At 63.8% G+C, this 16,562-nt stretch carries 17 protein-coding genes; 6 read left to right on the top strand and 11 right to left on the bottom strand.

All coding sequences use genetic code 11. From position 1 onward, the window contains the following. Window positions 1-10: 10 nt before the first annotated feature. The 5 genes from ACFWAD_RS01740 to ACFWAD_RS01720 all read right to left on the bottom strand — a co-directional run bounded on the left by ACFWAD_RS01740 (window position 11) and on the right by ACFWAD_RS01720 (window position 4,171). Window positions 11-556, bottom strand: a complete 546-nt coding sequence (locus ACFWAD_RS01740; protein WP_378445519.1) for a ferritin — start codon at window positions 554-556, stop codon at window positions 11-13. 37 nt (window positions 557-593) lie between these two features. Further along, the gene (locus ACFWAD_RS01735) at window positions 594-1,064 is read right to left on the bottom strand and encodes a hypothetical protein (protein ID WP_378540859.1); all 471 of its coding nucleotides are present in this window, start codon (window positions 1,062-1,064) and stop codon (window positions 594-596) included. A 99-nt stretch (window positions 1,065-1,163) separates the two neighbouring features. Next, window positions 1,164-2,399, bottom strand: a complete 1,236-nt coding sequence (locus ACFWAD_RS01730) for an LCP family protein (RefSeq protein WP_378540857.1) — start codon at window positions 2,397-2,399, stop codon at window positions 1,164-1,166. A gap of 160 nt (window positions 2,400-2,559) precedes the next feature. Continuing rightward, the gene (locus tag ACFWAD_RS01725; RefSeq protein WP_378536487.1) at window positions 2,560-3,381 is read right to left on the bottom strand and encodes a CPBP family intramembrane glutamic endopeptidase; all 822 of its coding nucleotides are present in this window, start codon (window positions 3,379-3,381) and stop codon (window positions 2,560-2,562) included. Window positions 3,382-3,391: 10 nt separating this feature from the next. Then, window positions 3,392-4,171, bottom strand: coding sequence for a DUF2470 domain-containing protein (locus tag ACFWAD_RS01720; RefSeq protein ID WP_378536490.1), 780 nt, complete (start codon window positions 4,169-4,171; stop codon window positions 3,392-3,394). 139 nt (window positions 4,172-4,310) lie between these two features. On the opposite strand from ACFWAD_RS01720, the gene ACFWAD_RS01715 reads away from it, so the two are divergent. From ACFWAD_RS01715 to ACFWAD_RS01705, 3 genes are read left to right on the top strand one after another with little or no spacing between them, the layout of a single operon-like run. Continuing rightward, on the top strand, window positions 4,311-4,949 hold the full coding sequence (locus ACFWAD_RS01715) for a hypothetical protein (protein ID WP_378540855.1): 639 nt from the start codon (window positions 4,311-4,313) through the stop codon (window positions 4,947-4,949). A 31-nt stretch (window positions 4,950-4,980) separates the two neighbouring features. Next, entirely contained in the window at window positions 4,981-5,895 is a 915-nt protein-coding gene (gene pheA / locus ACFWAD_RS01710) for a prephenate dehydratase (RefSeq protein ID WP_378540852.1), read from the top strand. After that, entirely contained in the window at window positions 5,892-6,560 is a 669-nt protein-coding gene (locus ACFWAD_RS01705; protein WP_378445525.1) for a histidine phosphatase family protein, read from the top strand. The genes pheA and ACFWAD_RS01705 overlap by 4 nt, the downstream gene beginning before the upstream one ends. A gap of 9 nt (window positions 6,561-6,569) precedes the next feature. On the opposite strand, the gene ACFWAD_RS01700 is transcribed toward ACFWAD_RS01705, so the two are convergent. From ACFWAD_RS01700 to ACFWAD_RS01675, 6 genes are all read right to left on the bottom strand, one after another. Continuing rightward, window positions 6,570-8,672, bottom strand: coding sequence for an acyltransferase family protein (locus ACFWAD_RS01700; RefSeq protein ID WP_378540849.1), 2,103 nt, complete (start codon window positions 8,670-8,672; stop codon window positions 6,570-6,572). A gap of 40 nt (window positions 8,673-8,712) precedes the next feature. Further along, entirely contained in the window at window positions 8,713-9,531 is an 819-nt protein-coding gene (locus tag ACFWAD_RS01695) for an ESX secretion-associated protein EspG (protein WP_378540846.1), read from the bottom strand. Beyond that, window positions 9,531-10,796, bottom strand: coding sequence for a PPE domain-containing protein (locus ACFWAD_RS01690; RefSeq protein WP_378540843.1), 1,266 nt, complete (start codon window positions 10,794-10,796; stop codon window positions 9,531-9,533). Before ACFWAD_RS01690 ends, ACFWAD_RS01695 begins: the two co-directional genes overlap by 1 nt. 82 nt (window positions 10,797-10,878) lie before the next feature. Next, complete coding sequence (locus ACFWAD_RS01685; protein WP_378445529.1) at window positions 10,879-11,178, bottom strand: PE family protein; 300 nt, start codon at window positions 11,176-11,178, stop codon at window positions 10,879-10,881. Window positions 11,179-11,312: 134 nt separating this feature from the next. Beyond that, window positions 11,313-11,663, bottom strand: a complete 351-nt coding sequence (locus ACFWAD_RS01680) for a metallopeptidase family protein (protein WP_007736028.1) — start codon at window positions 11,661-11,663, stop codon at window positions 11,313-11,315. 3 nt (window positions 11,664-11,666) lie between these two features. Beyond that, window positions 11,667-12,773, bottom strand: coding sequence for a septum formation family protein (locus ACFWAD_RS01675; RefSeq protein ID WP_378540840.1), 1,107 nt, complete (start codon window positions 12,771-12,773; stop codon window positions 11,667-11,669). A 70-nt stretch (window positions 12,774-12,843) separates the two neighbouring features. Between ACFWAD_RS01675 and ACFWAD_RS01670 the strand changes: the two genes are divergently transcribed. The 3 genes from ACFWAD_RS01670 to ACFWAD_RS01660 form a co-directional block, all read left to right on the top strand. After that, window positions 12,844-13,239 (top strand): ankyrin repeat domain-containing protein, encoded by a 396-nt coding sequence (locus ACFWAD_RS01670; protein WP_378540838.1) that lies wholly within the window; start codon window positions 12,844-12,846, stop codon window positions 13,237-13,239. 65 nt (window positions 13,240-13,304) lie between these two features. Then, entirely contained in the window at window positions 13,305-14,558 is a 1,254-nt protein-coding gene (gene serS / locus ACFWAD_RS01665) for a serine--tRNA ligase (RefSeq protein ID WP_007736032.1), read from the top strand. 336 nt (window positions 14,559-14,894) lie between these two features. Then, a partial coding sequence (locus ACFWAD_RS01660) for an Ig-like domain repeat protein (RefSeq protein WP_378540835.1) occupies window positions 14,895-16,562 on the top strand: 1,668 nt, incomplete at its 3' end.

Raw genomic sequence — 16,562 nt, 5'->3', positions numbered from 1 at the left:
CCGGTGGCCCTCAGACGCCGCCGCCGGCGGGCGTCGGCGCCATTGCGTCGGCAGCGGCCGGGGTGTTCATCTCGCGTGCGACAAACGTTTCGAGGTGGAACAGGTTGTCGCCGGCGCGGTCGACGATGGTGAGAAGTGTTGTCATGCTTGCCACTTCCTCGACCTGTTCCTTGAGGAACCACTGCATGAACTGCTCGCCCAGGTAGTCGCCGGTATCGCGAGCTGTACGTGCCAGCTGCGTCACCTGCTCGGTGACCGTCTTCTCCTGCTCGAGTGCCAATTCGACCGGAGCCCGGACACTGTCGAATTTCGTCACGACGTCGTCGATACCGGGTACGTCCACGTCGAGGTCGTTGTCGAGCAGGTACTGGATCATCATCATCGCGTGACCGCGTTCCTCGGTGGCCTGGCTGTAGAAGCGCGCGGCCATCTGCGGAAGATCGTGAGCATCGAAGTACACCGCTACCGCGATGTACTGCTGCGATGCAGTGAACTCGTTACGGATCTGCTGACGCAGCAGAGTGGTGAATTCGCTCGAGTTCTTCGCCTGTGTCATCCCAACAGGTTACTGGGTCGTCGCCGCTGAGAGGGAGCTACTTCTTGTCGAGCTGATCGATGATGAAGCCGAGAGTTTCCGGTCGGTACCCGTAGACGAACGAGTCCTTTTCGCCGACGTACCAGTCGCCGCACTGGAACGAGCTGCTCTTTTCGGTTCCCGCCGGCCACCACTGAGCGGACAGAGATGCCGGGCGTGTTTCGACTGTGGGAAGTGCAGTGCAGATGTTGTGATCGATCTCCGCGACGTTCGCTTTCATTCGCAGGATTCGTTCGTTGCCGGTGGTGCGGATGATCTCGTCGATATCCGTCGCGCCGGCCGGAACCCAGCTCGGTAGCGTGTCGATTCCGTTGGATGTTCGTGCAAACGAGAAGGTTTCGGTCTTCTTGTACGCCTTGGAGTCGTCGAACTTCTCGAAGGTTCCGGAGCAGGACGTCGCGAGTGCAGCAGCTCCGACGGCGGCGGCCACGACGGCGAGAGTGCGGTACCTGTGGTGTGTTTTGTTCATACCTTCACGGTATTTTTCGGCCGCAGATTCCGCGTCCTGCCGAAAAGCGATTTGTTGGCCCGGATTGTCCTCCCTCGGTACGACGGGAACTCAGGGCGATCACCCGGTGGTGATCAGATCCTGCGGAATCTGCTGATCGTTGGCGAGGGCGTCGAAGAACTGGGAAGCGCGTGCCTTGTCCCACAACAGCACGTTGCCCGAACCGTCGACGTCCTCGAAACCAGCAACGGGAACCGTCGTGGTGGTCATCCCTCCCCGAAGCGCCCAGGCGAGTGAGGCCAGATTCCAGATGTGATCGCTCTTGTCGACCTGTAGGGACTTGGCGGTATCGGAGACGAGTGGCCACAACCGGAACGGATTGAGGAACGTGGTCGGACTGGTCGCCTTCGACAGCAACGCCGACATGAACTGGCGCTGGTTGTTCATGCGGTCGAGGTCGGCGAGCGCCGTGGCGCGAGTTCGCACGAACCCGAGTGCGTCCGAACCTTTCAAGTCCTGACATCCGGCGGGGAGGTTGATCCCGGCCAGCGGGTCGTCGATCGGCTGAGCCAGGCACACGTTGACGCCGCCGACGGCATCGACGATGCCCGCGAACCCGCTGAATCCGATTTCGGCGTAGTGGTCGATGCGAAGCCCCGTTGCCTCCTCGACGGTCTGCACCAACAAGGGAGCGCCACCGAAGGCGAAGGCGGCGTTGATCTTGTCCGAGCCGTAGCCGGGGATCGGAACGTACGAGTCGCGCGGGATGCTGACCATCGTCGTCTTCCCGCTCTTGGGGACGTGGACCAAGATCACCGTGTCAGTGCGCTTGGGTCCGGTGTCGCCGCCCGTCGCAAGGGCTTGCTCCTGCTCGGGGGTGAGCCCCTCACGAGAGTCGGAGCCGACGATCAGCCAGTTCGTTCCCGGAGTATCGGCGACGCGTCCTGCGTAGTCAGGCAGCGCGTCGATTCGATTGAGCGAACTGTCGACGTAATAGAGCGCGCCGGCCAATGCGAGCAGCAACACCAACAACGTGATGCCGATACGTTTACCCCAGCTACGACGCTTACGTGGGCGTCGCTGCTTCGGTGGTTCAGGAGGGCGCGGCGGGGCGTTCGGCGGGGTTCGGCGCGGCGGAGCGGGCGCGTACTTGGCCTGACGCTGCGGATCCTGACGCTGCCCACCCTGACGACGGGGATCGTCCTGGAACGGCTGCGGGCGCTGGGTCGGTGCCCAGTCCTCGAGTCTGGGTTGCTGCGGCGCTTGTTGTGGGGCCTGTGACCAGGCCTGATTGGCCGGATTCTGCTGCGGCGGGCGTCCGTCGCGGCGTATGACCGTCGGCCCTTCCGGCGGCATCGGTGGACGCCGCTGCGGGGGTGGGCCCTGACGGGGTGGATTCGGGCGTGGAGGGTTCTGCCTCGGAGGCATCGGTCCACGCGGAGGTGGCCCTGGCGGCTGGCGCCGCGGAGGGCGCTGAGGATATTCGGAGTCGCCGGTCACCAGTTCACGGTACCGGTCACGGCAGCCAGGAGACGTGATCGCGCAGGAGGGCGTAACCGATGAACGCCACCATGTCGATGAGAGCGTGGGCGATGACCAGTGGCCAGAGTTTCCCCGTGCGCTGCCAGTACCGGCCGAACACGAGCCCCATGATCACGTTTCCGACGCCGCCGCCGAACCCCTGATAGAGGTGGTAACTGCCGCGCAGGAGTGACGATGCGAGCAGCGATTTGTTCTCGCTCCAACCCAGCGTTCGGAGGCGAGTGATCAGGTAGGCGACGACCAGCACCTCTTCGGCGCCGGAGTTCGCGATTGCGGACAGTACGAGGATCGGCACCCGCCACCAGTGGTCGTCGAGCGCGCTGGCCTGGACGGTGAGGTTGACGCTGAGCGCCTGAGCCACGAGATAGAACACCAGGCCGGGGAGACCGATCACGGCGGCCAAGCCGAAACCCGGGGCTATGTCGCGTCCGAATCGAGGTTTGGGAGTCAGCCCCGCAGCACGCGGACCGATCCCCGAGCGCCACAGTAGATAGAGTCCTAGCGCTGCCCATGCGAGAAGCTTTGCGACGCCCAGTAATTGGCGCGCCAGGTCGATCCAGTCGATGGCGGCCCGCGAGGGATTGAGCGCAACCGTCTGATCCGAGAGCGCAACCGGCGTCGCCAAGGATTCGGCGAGCGACAGGATCCCGGACAATCCGCTGAGTCCGAAGGTGACCAGCAGGACGATCGTGATCTCGATCCAGACTCCGCGTCTGGCGGCCGGATCGAGCGCCGGGCCGGCCGGGACGGGAGTCGGCGGCCGTAACCACGTGCGGACGGTTTCGCGGGCATTCACCCGCGCAACGCTAGCCGTTCGATGCGCCGCCCGATCGGAGGCCGTTGAGGAAAGGGCACCCGACCAGCATGCGGATGGCGCGGCTCAGCGCGGGAGCGTCGTCGACGGGGTTGGCGAACGGCATCCACACGTCGCGGTCACCGGTGTGATCCTCGACCCGCAGGCGCAGGCCGTAGCGGTCGATGCCGAGTGGCCGAACGCGTCCGGTGCGCATGTACGGGGGAAGCTTGCGCACGAGCAGGTCCACGAGGTCGCGGTGGTCTTCGTCGAGATGCTGTAGCCACGCCGTTTCCATTTCCCAGAAGGGATCGGGGCTGGCGTTCAGCAGTTCGTCCACGGCGACGGGTTCCGCTCCCGTCGAATCAGCGACTACAGCCGAGGCCAGGCTCAAACGAAGAAGGACCGAGGTGTGGCCGATGTCGAGAAGTCCCGGGTGGGGATGTTCGGATGCGACGTCGTCGGCGAGAACGCGTGCCTCGTAATCGGGCACCGCGTGCAACGTGCCGCGAAGCCACACGAGGGAGCGCACGGGCTCGCGCAGTCGAAGTGGTGCGTGATCGGTGATCTCGAGGACGGCAGGCAAGCCGCCGCCGCCGGAGTTCCAGGCCAGAGCCGCAGCTGCGGAGGCATGTGGGACTGCAACGACGACGTCACCGTTCGAACGCAGGTGATGCACCGACGTGACGGTGGGGTCGCTGCCTTCGATGGCGAGAACTGCGTCCTGTGCGCGCACGCAGGCGCTGCGGACGCGTTCGGCGGTGGACGGGCCGGTGCTGGTCTTCGTTGCCATGCTGCCCCCTTGGCGGGTGTTCTCTCGAACTCCATCGGATGATGAGGTAACCCTAACCTAAGGTGCTCCGGTGTGAATCGCAAGACTTTTACGCAACTCGCGTGGAATCCGTCGACTTCGCCGGGGTTACGGTTTGTCCGTGGCCATTCCTCTCTCACTCGGGCTGCCCGCCCCGAGAAACTCGCGCGGACTCCTCGAAGCACTCTTTCTCCCGGTCGTTCCGGCGTCCGCCCTGATCGGCGCCGTAGCCGCGGGCCGGGTGGTCGTCCGTCTCGACATCGATCCCGAGAAACTACGTGCGGACACCGGTGCGTCGTACGAGGCCGTGCGTTTCGACCTCGACGTCACCACCGACCAGATCGACGACGCGATCGCGCTGCGCCTGCCCGCTCCGCTCGCGGTGTACGTCGACGGCGGTGAAGAGGAACTGACGCCTGCCGAAGCGGCACTGCGACTGTGCGAAGGTGGCCGGATTCCCGGACTCGCCGCCGGTCGTACGCCCACCGAAGTGGCCGATTTCCTGGCGGTACTCGCGCACGAGTCCGTCGGTTTCGTCGCCCGCGCCGCCGACGCCGACGAGGTGATCGCCCTGCTGTGTGGCACCGTCGCCGCACTGCGCGGCGATGACGTTCGCGCCGCGATAGTCGATCCGAAGCCGGAAAAACTCACTGCTCTGATCCCGGAAGCCGCGTCCGCGATGCGCGAGGTGCTGCTCACGATCGAGGTTGCGGATCCGCAGGCGGTGGAAACCGCTCTGCGTGCCGCGGGTTTGCAGTGACCGGCGCGGGTCGGTGCGTAATCTCGTAGGCGTGCCAAGAATCGCGTATTTCGGTCCGTCGGGAACCTTCACGGAGATAGCTCTCGCCCAGTTGGAGGCTGAGGGCGCGTTCGGCGAAACCGTCGAGCGAGTACCGGCAGGCAGTCCGCCGGCGACGCTCGACATGGTTCGCGAGGGTTCGGTCGACGGGGCCGTGGTTCCCTTCGAGAACTCGGTGGAAGGCGGCGTAGCGCCGACGCTCGATTCGCTGGCCCTCGGTTCGCCGCTGCAGATCGTGGCCGAAACCGATCTGGACGTGAGCTTCTCCATCCTGGTTCGGGCCGGGACTACCGCAGATCAGGTCCGCACGATCGGGGCCTACCCACATGCGGGCGCACAGGTCCGCGGATGGATCGCCGAGAACCTTCCACAGGCCGAGGTAGTGCTGGCCTCGTCCAATGCCGGTGCGGCCCTGGATGTGCAGGCCGGAACCGTCGACGCCGGTGTGTCCACGGCGCTGGCCGGTCAGATGCTCGAACTCGACAGCCTCGCGGACAACGTCGCCGATGTGGGCGGTGCCCGCACACGCTTCGTGCTGGTCACCAAACCGGCCCCGGTTCCACCGCGGACCGGTGCCGATCGCACCGCGCTGGTGCTTCACCTCGACAACGCTCCGGGCTCCCTGGTACGTGCACTCTCCGAATTCGCAGCTCGCGGTATCGATCTGACTCGGATCGAATCGCGGCCGATGCGAACGGAATTGGGTACTTATCGCTTCTTCGTGGACTGCGTCGGGCACATCGAGGACTCGTTGGTGGCCGAAGCGATGCGTGCACTGCATCGCAAATCCGGAGTCCGCTTCCTCGGATCGTGGGCAACAGCGAATTCGACCGGGCCACAACCACCTTCGGACGAAGAAGCAATCAACTGGATCGACGAGCTCAAGCGGGGAGAGGGAGAACGATGACCGGAAGGCTCATCCTCGTTCGGCACGGTCAGACGGAGGCGAATGTCGCCAAGCGTCTCGACACCGCCTTGCCTGGAGCAAAACTCACGCCGGCAGGGTTGGCGCAGGCCGAAACGTTGGGCATCGGCCTCGCTTCGGCCCCGCCCCTCGCACTTGTGTCGTCGTTGGCGTTGCGTGCACGGCAGACAGCAGGTTTCGTGGAGCAGGCGGCGGGCGTCTCCCTGGATGTGCGGGACGGACTGCACGAGGTGCAGGCCGGGGATCTCGAGGATCGCACCGACGAAGCCGCGCACCGACTGTTCATGGAGACGTTCCATCACTGGCACACCGGGAACCTCGGCGCCCGCATTCCCGGCGGCGAAACGGGATACGACGTCCTGGAACGGTACGTCCCCGTCGTCAACGCGTTGCGGGAAGAATTTCTCGAAGGCTCACGCGACGGCGGAGACATCGTCGTGGTCAGTCATGGTGCGGCGATCCGTCTTGTCGCCGCCCAACTGGCCGGTGTCCCCGGTCTGTTCGCCGCCAACAACCACCTGGCCAACACCGAGACCGTCGAACTGTTGCCCTCGGCCGACGGCGGCTGGGAGTGCCTGCGCTGGGGAGCTGTGAATCCGCCGTTCGAGCATCGGCTCATCCCCGGTGCCGACGACGTGATGGGCTGACCGCCTGCTTCACCACCAGCCGGTCTGGACGCTCAGTTGGCGCCCGAGTTCGGCGGACAGGGTGCTCACGTAACTGGCGGTCAGGTGGTGGGAATCGTGATACACCAACACATTTCCCTCCACGACGCGGCACAACTCCGGTCCGCACACGCCGTCGCTGAGGTCGAGTAGCCGGACGTTGGTCAGATCGGCGATTGCCGACGGCGCCGGATTGACGTCGCTGAGCATTTCGGACCGTGGCATCGCGCAGTGATCGGGTGACGTGGTGGTCGCCAGACAGTCGATCGCGCGGTAGGCGACGCCGTCGTGATGCAACCACGGGGTGTCGCGAATGGCGAGCACGTCGATACCGTCGCGCCCCAGTTCCTCCCACACGTGCACGTACGACTCCGGCGTCACGTCGCCGGGACCGTCGGAACTCGGCCTGGTTGCTGTCGTGAACACGAAATCGGGTGAGGCGTCGGCCAACTCGGTCAGCACTCCACGCGACCAGTCGACGCAATCCGGATAGTCGTTGTCCGACAACGTCTGCATGGAGTCGATCGTGAGCGGGCAGCCCATCTTCAGATACGTGTCGACGCGGAACCCGTGGCTCTTGCCGAGTTCGTCGAGCGCAGTGAGCCAGTGTTCGGAGTGCGAACCGCCCGCGAGAGCGATGGTTCTGTCGGCGTCGGCGTCGCCGTAGGTGCAGTGGACGACGTCCCGCTCGAGAAAATCGGCGATACAACCGTCGAGCGTGCTGGCCGGAAGGTCCAGCGGCGCATCGAAGATCGAGGGAACCATCGACGCCTTGGGTACATCGGCACCGTCCGTGAGCGCGAGTGCGCCGGGATGGGTAGGGAGGTCGAGGGTGTCGACCGCCCGTTGGCCCGTCGTCTGGCTGCTCGCGTACGACTGCCAAGCGACCGAAGCGGCGAGGACCACGGCAGCGGTGATGACACAAGCCAGAACGGTGAATCGGCGCGAGCGACCTCCGCGCTCCACCGGAACCTCGACCAGGCGCCGGAGTGCGAGCGCCCCGGCGACGGAGAGGGCGATGATCATTGCCCCGCCGAGCGGGCCGGCTTCGGGGCGTCCGGTGATCACGAGCGCAAACACCAGGATGGGCCAGTGAATCAGGTACAGCGCGAACGCGAACGAGCCGAGCCACGTCAGCGCCGGATGAGCGAGCGTCTGCGACGTCCAGGGTGCGTCGTCGCCGACTCCGGACAGGATCAGCGCAAGAGTTGCCAGCACCGGTACCAGCGCCCACGGGCCGGGGAACTGCGCCGCGCCGTCGAGAACGACTCCGCACAACAGGATCGACGAAAGACCCGCCCAACCGATCGTTGCCCGGATCGAGAACGGCAACGACGCGATCTGCCGACTGCGCGTGCTGGTCATCAGAACCGCGAGCAGACCTCCGAGAGCCAATTCCCACAACCTGGCACCGGAGTCGTAGTACGCCCAAGCTTGATGGCGTGACGATTTGGCGAGCGCGTAGAGGAAAGATCCGGCGGCCAGAACGAAGAGGGTGACCGCGAGCGAGGGTCGAAAGTAGTTCGGATTCACGCGCGAAGCCAGGTAGGCGATCACCGAGACGAGTGCAATGGCCAGGAGATAGAACTGACCTTGCACGGCCATCGACCAGAGATGCTGCAGGGGAGTGACCGAACCATCGGCGGCCAGGTAATCGCTTGCGGTGCTGGCGAGCCGCCAGTTCTGGAAGAAGCCGAGCACCGCGATCAGTTGATCACCCAGATCTGCCCAGCGCGTCCGCGGCAACAGCAGCGCGGTCCCGATCGCAGTCAAGACGCTGACCACCGCGATCAGAGGAAACAGCCGCAGAAACACTCGCCGCAGTGCTGGGAGCGGGTTCGACGAGCCCCCAGCTTCGGCGCGTCGAACCAGTGAGCCGACGAAGAAGTACCCGGACAGAACCAGGAAGACATCCACCCCGCCCGATACCCGTCCGAACCACACGTGGAACACGACCACCAAACCGATGGCAAGGCCACGCAGGCCGTTGAGATCTTGTCGGTGAGGTGTTGTTGCCCGTTCTTCGGTCGGCCGATCGATCGTGCCGACCGAGCCTTGTTCGCCCGGTGACGACGGTTGACGCGAGAACTGCATGCTGAAGTAAGGCTCCGGGCGTTGAAGGGACGCCCCGAGGTTACCCGGAAGTGTCCGGCGTCGATTCCTCGAGTTCGGTTACCAGCGCGTTCACGGCTTGCCGAAGGCGGTGGGGTGTTCCGGAACTGATGGATGTCCATTCGGTGCCGTCGGCAGCCCGAGTGGTCGAACCCACGAGCCGGCCGGCCAAGGTGTCGTACACCGTCACTGCGCCGGTCATGAGCGTGGTCGCTCCCAAACTGTGTGGTATTCCGACCAATTCGGCGAAAGCGGTACAGGTGACGATTGCGCTACCCAGTTGGTGCGCTTCGTCTTCGGGTATCCCGGCGTTGATCAAGGCAGGGGTCACGCTGTCGGCATCCGGGCCGACGCCGAATGCCAGGCTCAGCATTTCGGTCGGTGCGTTGATCACGGCGATCGGCATTGCTTCGGCGCTGCCGAGCGCGGTGACCACGGGTACGGCCGGTTCGGACGTGACACTGCGTAGTGCAAACGAAGACTCGGTTGATGTTGCTTCGACACAAAGGAATTCGCCCTGCGCGATGCAGAGGCGTGAAATGCTTCCGCCGGCATGCCGACGCAGCGCCAACTCCCACTTGGGGTGAGTCAGGACGCGCAGGCGGGCACTGAGTTCGTGATGGATCTCCCCACCGGGGAGGAGATCGCGCTCGGAGAGTGAATCTGCCGCGGACTGCATCGCCGTATGGTGAGCGCTCGCACTGCCGTGGACCGACGCGCCACCGAGAACCACGGGAAGCGCGTCGAGTCCGAGTCGCTCACGTACATAGTCGATTTCGTCCTGTGACACCGTGACGACCGGCAAATTCCAGCCGTCAGGTGAGGTGCCGAGATCCACCATCAACGCTCTGCGGTTTCAAGCGAGCCACCGATCACCGAAGGGATGACCGTCCGGCCGTCGGCGAAGTGCTCGAAGTGCTTGAGATAATCGGGTGTCTCGTGCTCGGTCTCGTCTTCCGCTTGGGCGGCATGACGACCGCCGACGATCGGCGCAGATCCGCCTGCGGTTCGGGCGGGATCCACTCTGACGGTATCCGCGGTGCCCTGAACCGGCGAGGTCACGGGGTTCTGGCGTGCGGCTTGGCCGGTGGAGGGATCGGGAAGAGCGTGCCGGCCGATGCTGCCGCTCGACGACGAGCCTGCACTTGTTCCGACTCCGGTAGCCGCGGATGCTGCGCTGACCTGTGCCGGTGCCCGGCCTGCAGACGGGGAGCCGAACAGTGACGGTGCGGAAGCGCCCAGCCCTGCGCCGCCGAGTCCTCTGCCGCCCAGTCCTGTGCCGCCCAGTCCGGTGAGTCCTGCTCCTGCCGTCGCGAGAGCTGATGCGGCACTGGTGGCGCCCGTGACTGCGGTTGTCGTGGTCCCGGCGGCGGCCGCCGCTCCACCGGCGATGGCACCGGCCTGCGAGGCAGCGGCGGCAAATACCGGGCTGGAAACTACAGATGCGACAGCAGCGGTTGCGGCGCGCACAGGATCCGCGATTACGTCAGCGAGCGTGGATGCCGCGTGCACGACGGACTGTCGAGCGGCGCTGCCTGGGCTTTCGGCCGAAGCGGAAGCCCCAGCGGTGGGTTCCGCGATGGACGGTGGTGAGTCGAAGTTCTGCTGCACGGCCAGATGGGCTGTTGCGGCGTCATACGTTTCCATCGTCACCGCCGCTCGAATTTTGAGAGCTTCTTCAGCCGCCTCGGCTGCAGCGGCCCCGCCTACCAGCGCACCGCCGATGGAGTACGCGGCGACCTTGGCCGCTTGAACCGCTGCAATCTCGGGCAGGGACGGCATGGCGAGGGTGGCAACCGTGTACGAGCCGGACTGCACCTGGGCCTTACCTGCAGTTTCTCCCGCGAGCAGCGCGGCCGCACCAGCCCATTCCTGGAACGGTGCGAACTTGCTCAACGCGGCATCGGCTGCTTCTCCTGACCACCCGGTGCGAAGGTCCGCCATCACGCGAGAGATGGACGCAGCGGTGTCGGTAAGTCCGGACGAAACGGTGGACCAAGCACCGGCCGCCACACCGAGAGGGACCGGCCCGGCCCCTGCGACCAGTGCTGCAGAGTTGGGTGCTGCGCCCCGCGGATACCAGATGACGCCCGTGATGCCGACCATTGTTCTTCCCCCCAGGGAGTGTGACTGTGTTGCCGAGTTCGAAGTTGCCGAGTTCGAAGTTGCCGAGTTCGATCGCTGTCGATCAGATCGGTGCGGCCGCCAGGCTGGTCTTGGTGAGCTGGTCTTCGAGCTCGTAGGCAGCTGCATTCTTGCGCAGAGCCGCCGCAGCCGCGGTGAGCTCCTCGATTGCCCGATCGGTGGACGAGGCAAGGCTGCCCGAGATGGTGTTGAAGTAATGTGCCGCGCTACCGGAGACTTCTTCGGACCCGGCCGGAAGGACGCGCAGCGTCGGCTGCGCAGTGGAGACGATTCCGCGCAAACGCGTCGCCGCAGACTCGAGTTCTATTGCGGCGGCAACTAGGGCTTGAGGATCGACGTACATAGTGCCGAACTCCTTCCTGACCAGGGCGGATAAGTGGTCGGGAGGTCGTGCACACAGCCGTCGAAATCCCCCCGCACCTAGTTTGATGCATGCCGGTCGCTTTTGGTTCCCCCCGAAATCGGACGACTTTGCCCCTATCCCCAGCCGAGTTCGTGCAACCTGTCTTCCTCGATGCCGAAGTAATGCGCGATCTCGTGGATGACGGTCACTGCAACCTCGTGAACAACCTCGTCCTCCGATGCACAGATATCGAGGATCGAATCGCGGAAAATGGTGACCGTGTCCGGCAGGTACCCGCCGTAATGAGAATCCCGCTCGGTCAGAGCGACGCCCTGATACAAACCGAGCAGCCCCGGTTCTTCCTCGTCACGTGCTTCGACCAGCACCACGACATTGTCGATGGCCTTCGCAAGTTCGGGCGGAATCAGATCTAGTGCCTCGCCGACCAGTTCCTCGAACCGGTCGGGCGTCATAGTCACCGTCATGGCTTACGACGGCGGAGCTGCGCCGGGCAACGGCGTCGGCAACGACCGACCTTCCGGTGCAGCGGGTGGCGGAACCGGAGCGGCACCGTTGATCAGGATCTCGCCCTTGGCGCTTCCGGTGATCGCGGCAAACCCGCCGGTTTCGACCTCTTTGCCGATCGAACAATTGACGCGGCGACTACCGGCCAACCAGCTTTCCAGTGAAATGTTGTCCCAGAACAGCGTCAGCGTCTTGTCGCGAAGTGCGTCTGCGGAACCCAGGTACTCGTTGGACGCCTGAGTGCAGACGCCTTCGAGGTAGCGGTCCTGATCTTCCACCGACGGCATCGCGCCGGGGAACTGAGTGCCGAGGTCGATCACCGAAATAACCTCGTATGCATGCGGTTTCGCACAATCGACCGGATCGGTCGGGAGGTTCTGGTTGATGCCGATGCACGTGCCGACGTCCCACACGTTCGACTGGTCCTGATCCGCCACGCGGCCCACGAACGGTTGTAGTTCGCCGGTCGTCGTCGAGAACTGCAAGCCGCAACGCAGTGCGCGCTCGCCCGAGGCCCAACCGGATTCGCTCGGGAACATCAGGCCGACGCTGAACTTGCCCTTGGGATCGAACTTCGAATCGAGGTAGGACATGACGATGGGTGTGCAGTGCTCGTCGCGTAGTTCGGCGAATCGAAGGGCGCCCGGGTACCGGGAACCGGGGCCGAACTCGGCGCCGGGGAACACCGACAGATCGAGTGGACCGGCAACTTCGAAGCGGTGCTCACTTCCGCACTGAACCTTCGACATGTCCGTGCGGTCCCCACCCGACTCGGTCGCAGGCGTCCAGTTGAGGCAGTCGCCGGCGGCAGCCGCGGTGAAAGCGTCGTCGCGAGCAGAGCCCGTCGCTGCTGGACCGCCGCCACTGACACTGACCGAGGACGAGTCGTCCTTGTTCAATCCACCGGAAATCGCGATCGTTGCGATCGCGGCGACCACCGCACCCACCGCGACGGCAGCCAGGACCCGGCGGGTGCGACTCGCGGAGACAGTTTTCTTCGCCGGCGCCCCCTGGGGAACTGCCGGATCTGGCGACTTCTCGATCTTGTCTTCGGACATCGATTCCATCATGCCTGTTGCCGTGGCAATATCGAACCTTCACTACAAAACTCACAATCGCGTCTGTAGGTATTTTGTAGTCATGAGCGAAAACACCCCACTCGATCCCGAGGCTGTCGAGCTTGCGGGCCGGCTCTTCGACATGGCACGAACCGGCGACGCAGCCGGGCTGGCGTCGTACGTCGATGCCGGAGTTCCCGTCAATCTGACCAACGAGAGCGGCGACACGCTCGTCATGTTGGCGGCGTATCACGGTCACGCTGACGCCGTCATTGCCTTGATCGATCGCGGCGCCGACGTCAACCGACCCAACGACAAGAATCAGACACCACTCGCCGGAGCCGTCTTCAAGGGCGAGGATGCGGTGGTGAAAGCGCTGGTGAACGGTGGAGCCGACCCGAAAGGTGGACACCCGACTGCCGTCGACGCGGCTCGGATGTTCGGACGCGAGGATTACCTGAGTCTGCTCGAATCGTGATCTCCCCCTCTTCGACGTGGACGTGAGCGTCGGCGAGCTGCGGTGAGTGGGTAAAGTTCGAAGTCGTGATTGACCTCAAGTTTCTCCGTGAGAACCCCGAAATCGTCCGCGAGTCGCAGCGCACCCGTGGAGAAGATCCAGGACTGGTCGATGCTCTGCTCGAAGCCGACGCGTCCCGACGCGCTGCCGTCCTGACCGGAGACAACCTCCGCGCAGAGCAGAAGGCCTTCGGCAAGAAGGTCGGACAGGCATCTCCGGAGGAGCGTCCGGCGCTGCTCGAGGGTTCCAAGGAACTGGCGGCAAAGGTCAAGGAAGCCGAGGCCGCGCAGCACGAGGCGCAGGCCGCACTCGACGCCGCACACCGCGCGATTTCCAACGTCGTACAGGAAGGTGCGCCGGCCGGTGGCGAGGACGATTACATCGTGCTCGAACACGTCGGTGAGATTCCGAAGTTCGACTTCGAGCCGAAGGATCACCTCGAACTGGGTGAGTCGCTCGGCCTGATCGACATGGAACGCGGCGCCAAGGTTTCGGGCTCGCGCTTCTACTTCATGACCGGCTATGGAGCGATGCTCCAGCTCGGACTGCTGCAGTTGGCCGCGCAGAAGGCGATCGCCAACGGCTTCACGATGATGATTCCGCCTGTGCTCGTGCGCCCGGAAATCATGGCCGGTACCGGCTTCCTCGGCGCTCACTCGGACGAGATCTACCACCTGCAGGATGACGACCTGTACCTCGTCGGAACTTCCGAGGTGCCGATGGCCGGCTACCACTCGGGCGAGATCCTCGAACTGAACGAAGGCCCGAAGCGCTACGCCGGTTGGTCCTCGTGCTTCCGCCGCGAGGCCGGCAGCTATGGCAAGGACACCCGCGGCATCATCCGTGTCCATCAGTTCGACAAGGTCGAGATGTTCACGTACTGCCGTCCCGAGGATGCCGACGCCGAACACCAGCGTCTTCTCGGCTGGGAGCGAGACATGTTGGCCGCCATCGACGTTCCGTACCGCGTGATCGACGTCGCCGGCGGAGATCTAGGTTCTTCGGCCGCGCGTAAGTTCGACTGCGAAGCGTGGGTTCCGACGCAGGGCACCTACCGCGAGCTGACATCGACGTCCAACTGCACGACCTTCCAGGCCCGTCGCCTCGGAGTTCGGTACCGCGACGAGAACGGCAAGCCGCAGACGGCTGCCACCCTCAACGGCACCTTGGCTACGACGCGCTGGATCGTGTCGATTCTCGAGAACCATCAGCAGGCCGACGGCTCGGTGCGAGTGCCCGAGGCATTGGTGCCGTTTGTCGGCACGGATGTGCTTCGCTGACACGCTGAACCAACACAATCAGGGCCGCGACGGACTCCGTCGCGGCCCTTTTCGTACTTTCGTACTGGTAGGTTTGGAACTTTTTCCGAACTGACGAAATATCAACATTTTCCCGCCGAATGGCGAGGTGACCACCAAAAGCGTTGTCGATGGCCCGCTTTGGCGATAGTTTTGCGTTCAATCGAGTTTCCATACCCTGCTTTTCCATCCCGCGTCTGGTGATACGAGGGTGAGTCCGGGGTGAATTGGACAAGTGTCTTGCCAAAAGTAGTACACGTACTAGTTTTTTCGTTATGTTGTGACGGCGCGCACACGTTTTGTCCGAATCCACTGCTCATGTTTGCCCTTCCGAAGGAAGTGCCCATGCCCCAAATCTCTCAGTTGCGGCGATTCGCCGTGCCCATAACCGGAACCGCCATGGTCGCCGGAATGCTGCTGGTCGGCACGCCCGCGTCAGCGGCGCCTGTTACGACGACCTTTCAGACTGCGTGTCAGGCGAAGTCCGTGCTCACCGTCGATAAGATGACGACAAGCTCCGTTACAGTTGATGCTCCCGAAACAGTTTCTCCCGGAGAAACATTCACCTTCCGGATGCAGACAAATGCATCCTCTTACCCAAACTCTGATTCAGGTGCGACGACGACGAACCTGTCGCGCTTGAAGAACGACTTCACGCTACCGAGCAACGCGACCTTCGTCAGCGCGACAATCGTCGCGGGGACTTCGTTCAACCTCGATGGTGTTGCGCCCAGTGTTATTCGAATCAGTGATGCGGGTGTCGAGGACGCAAACGGTCCTTACCTGCGAATTTCAGGTAGTAATCAGGTGGTTGGGAATGGTGCTGCCAACAGCACCAACAGCGAGGGTGGCATCCGAGCTCCCAAAACCAAGAAGAACTTGGACGGCAGCACAAACAGCAACGGCGACAGTTGGTTCAGGTTGCCTGCGATAGACGTGACTATGGTCGCAGGCGCATCGGGCGTAATTCAACCGACCATTCGAACGGCGGGCACTGCCGCCAATTACGGCGATGACAAGAATTTCAATACTCAGCTCGCCCGCGCCAGTTTCCTTGGTGGCACGCAATGGGCGCCGACCAGGTGCAGTCCGCGCGATGCAAAGGGAAATGCGAACCTGAACGCGGGCGCAGGCCCGTTGGCCACCATCACTGTCAATTCTGCACCAGTGGATGTGGAGACGACGACGTCGTTGTCGGTTCCGGCTACGGCGATTACGGGTACTGCGGTTGATCTGACTGCGACGGTGGCTCCGAACACTGCTGTGGGTTCGGTGCAGTTCAAGTCGAATGGTGCGGCGATCGGTTCTCCGGTTGCAGTTGCTTCGGGTGTTGCGACTCTGTCGCATGCGTTCGATGTTGCTGGTGCGCAGAGTGTTACGGCTGACTTTACTGCTGGCGCTGGCTTTGTGAGTTCTTCGGCGTCGGCTCAGACGGTGACGGTGTCCGATCCGGCTCCGGTGGATGTCGAGACGACGACGTCACTCTCGGTCCCGGCTACGGCGATCACGGGCACTGCGGTTGATCTGACGGCGACGGTTGCTCCGAACAACGCTGTCGGTTCGGTGCAGTTCAAGTCGAACGGTGCGGCCATTGGTTCACCGGTCACGGTGACTGGCGGAGTTGCGACATTGAGCCATACATTCGATGCTGTTGGCGCGCAGAGTGTTACGGCTGATTTCACTGCCGGTGCTGGCTTTGTGAGTTCGTCGGCGTCGGCTCAGACGGTGACGGTCTCTGATCCGGCTCCGGTTGATGTCGAGACCACGACGTCACTCTCGGTTCCCGCGACGGCGATCACGGGTACGGCGGTTGATCTGACGGCCGCGGTTGCTCCGAACACTGCTGTGGGTACTGTGCAGTTCAAGTCGAACGGCACGGCGATCGGTTCTCCGGTCACGGTGACTGGCGGAGTTGCGACATTGAGCCATACATTCGATGCTGTTGGCGCGCAGAGTGTTACGGCTGATTTCACTGCCGGTGCTGGA

The sequence above is a fragment of the Rhodococcus sp. NPDC059969 genome (assembly GCF_042738325.1).
In the GTDB taxonomy this organism is placed as follows: domain Bacteria; phylum Actinomycetota; class Actinomycetes; order Mycobacteriales; family Mycobacteriaceae; genus Rhodococcus_F.
Note: the sequence above shows the minus strand (reverse complement) of the source record. Positions and strands in the feature narration are given on the sequence as shown.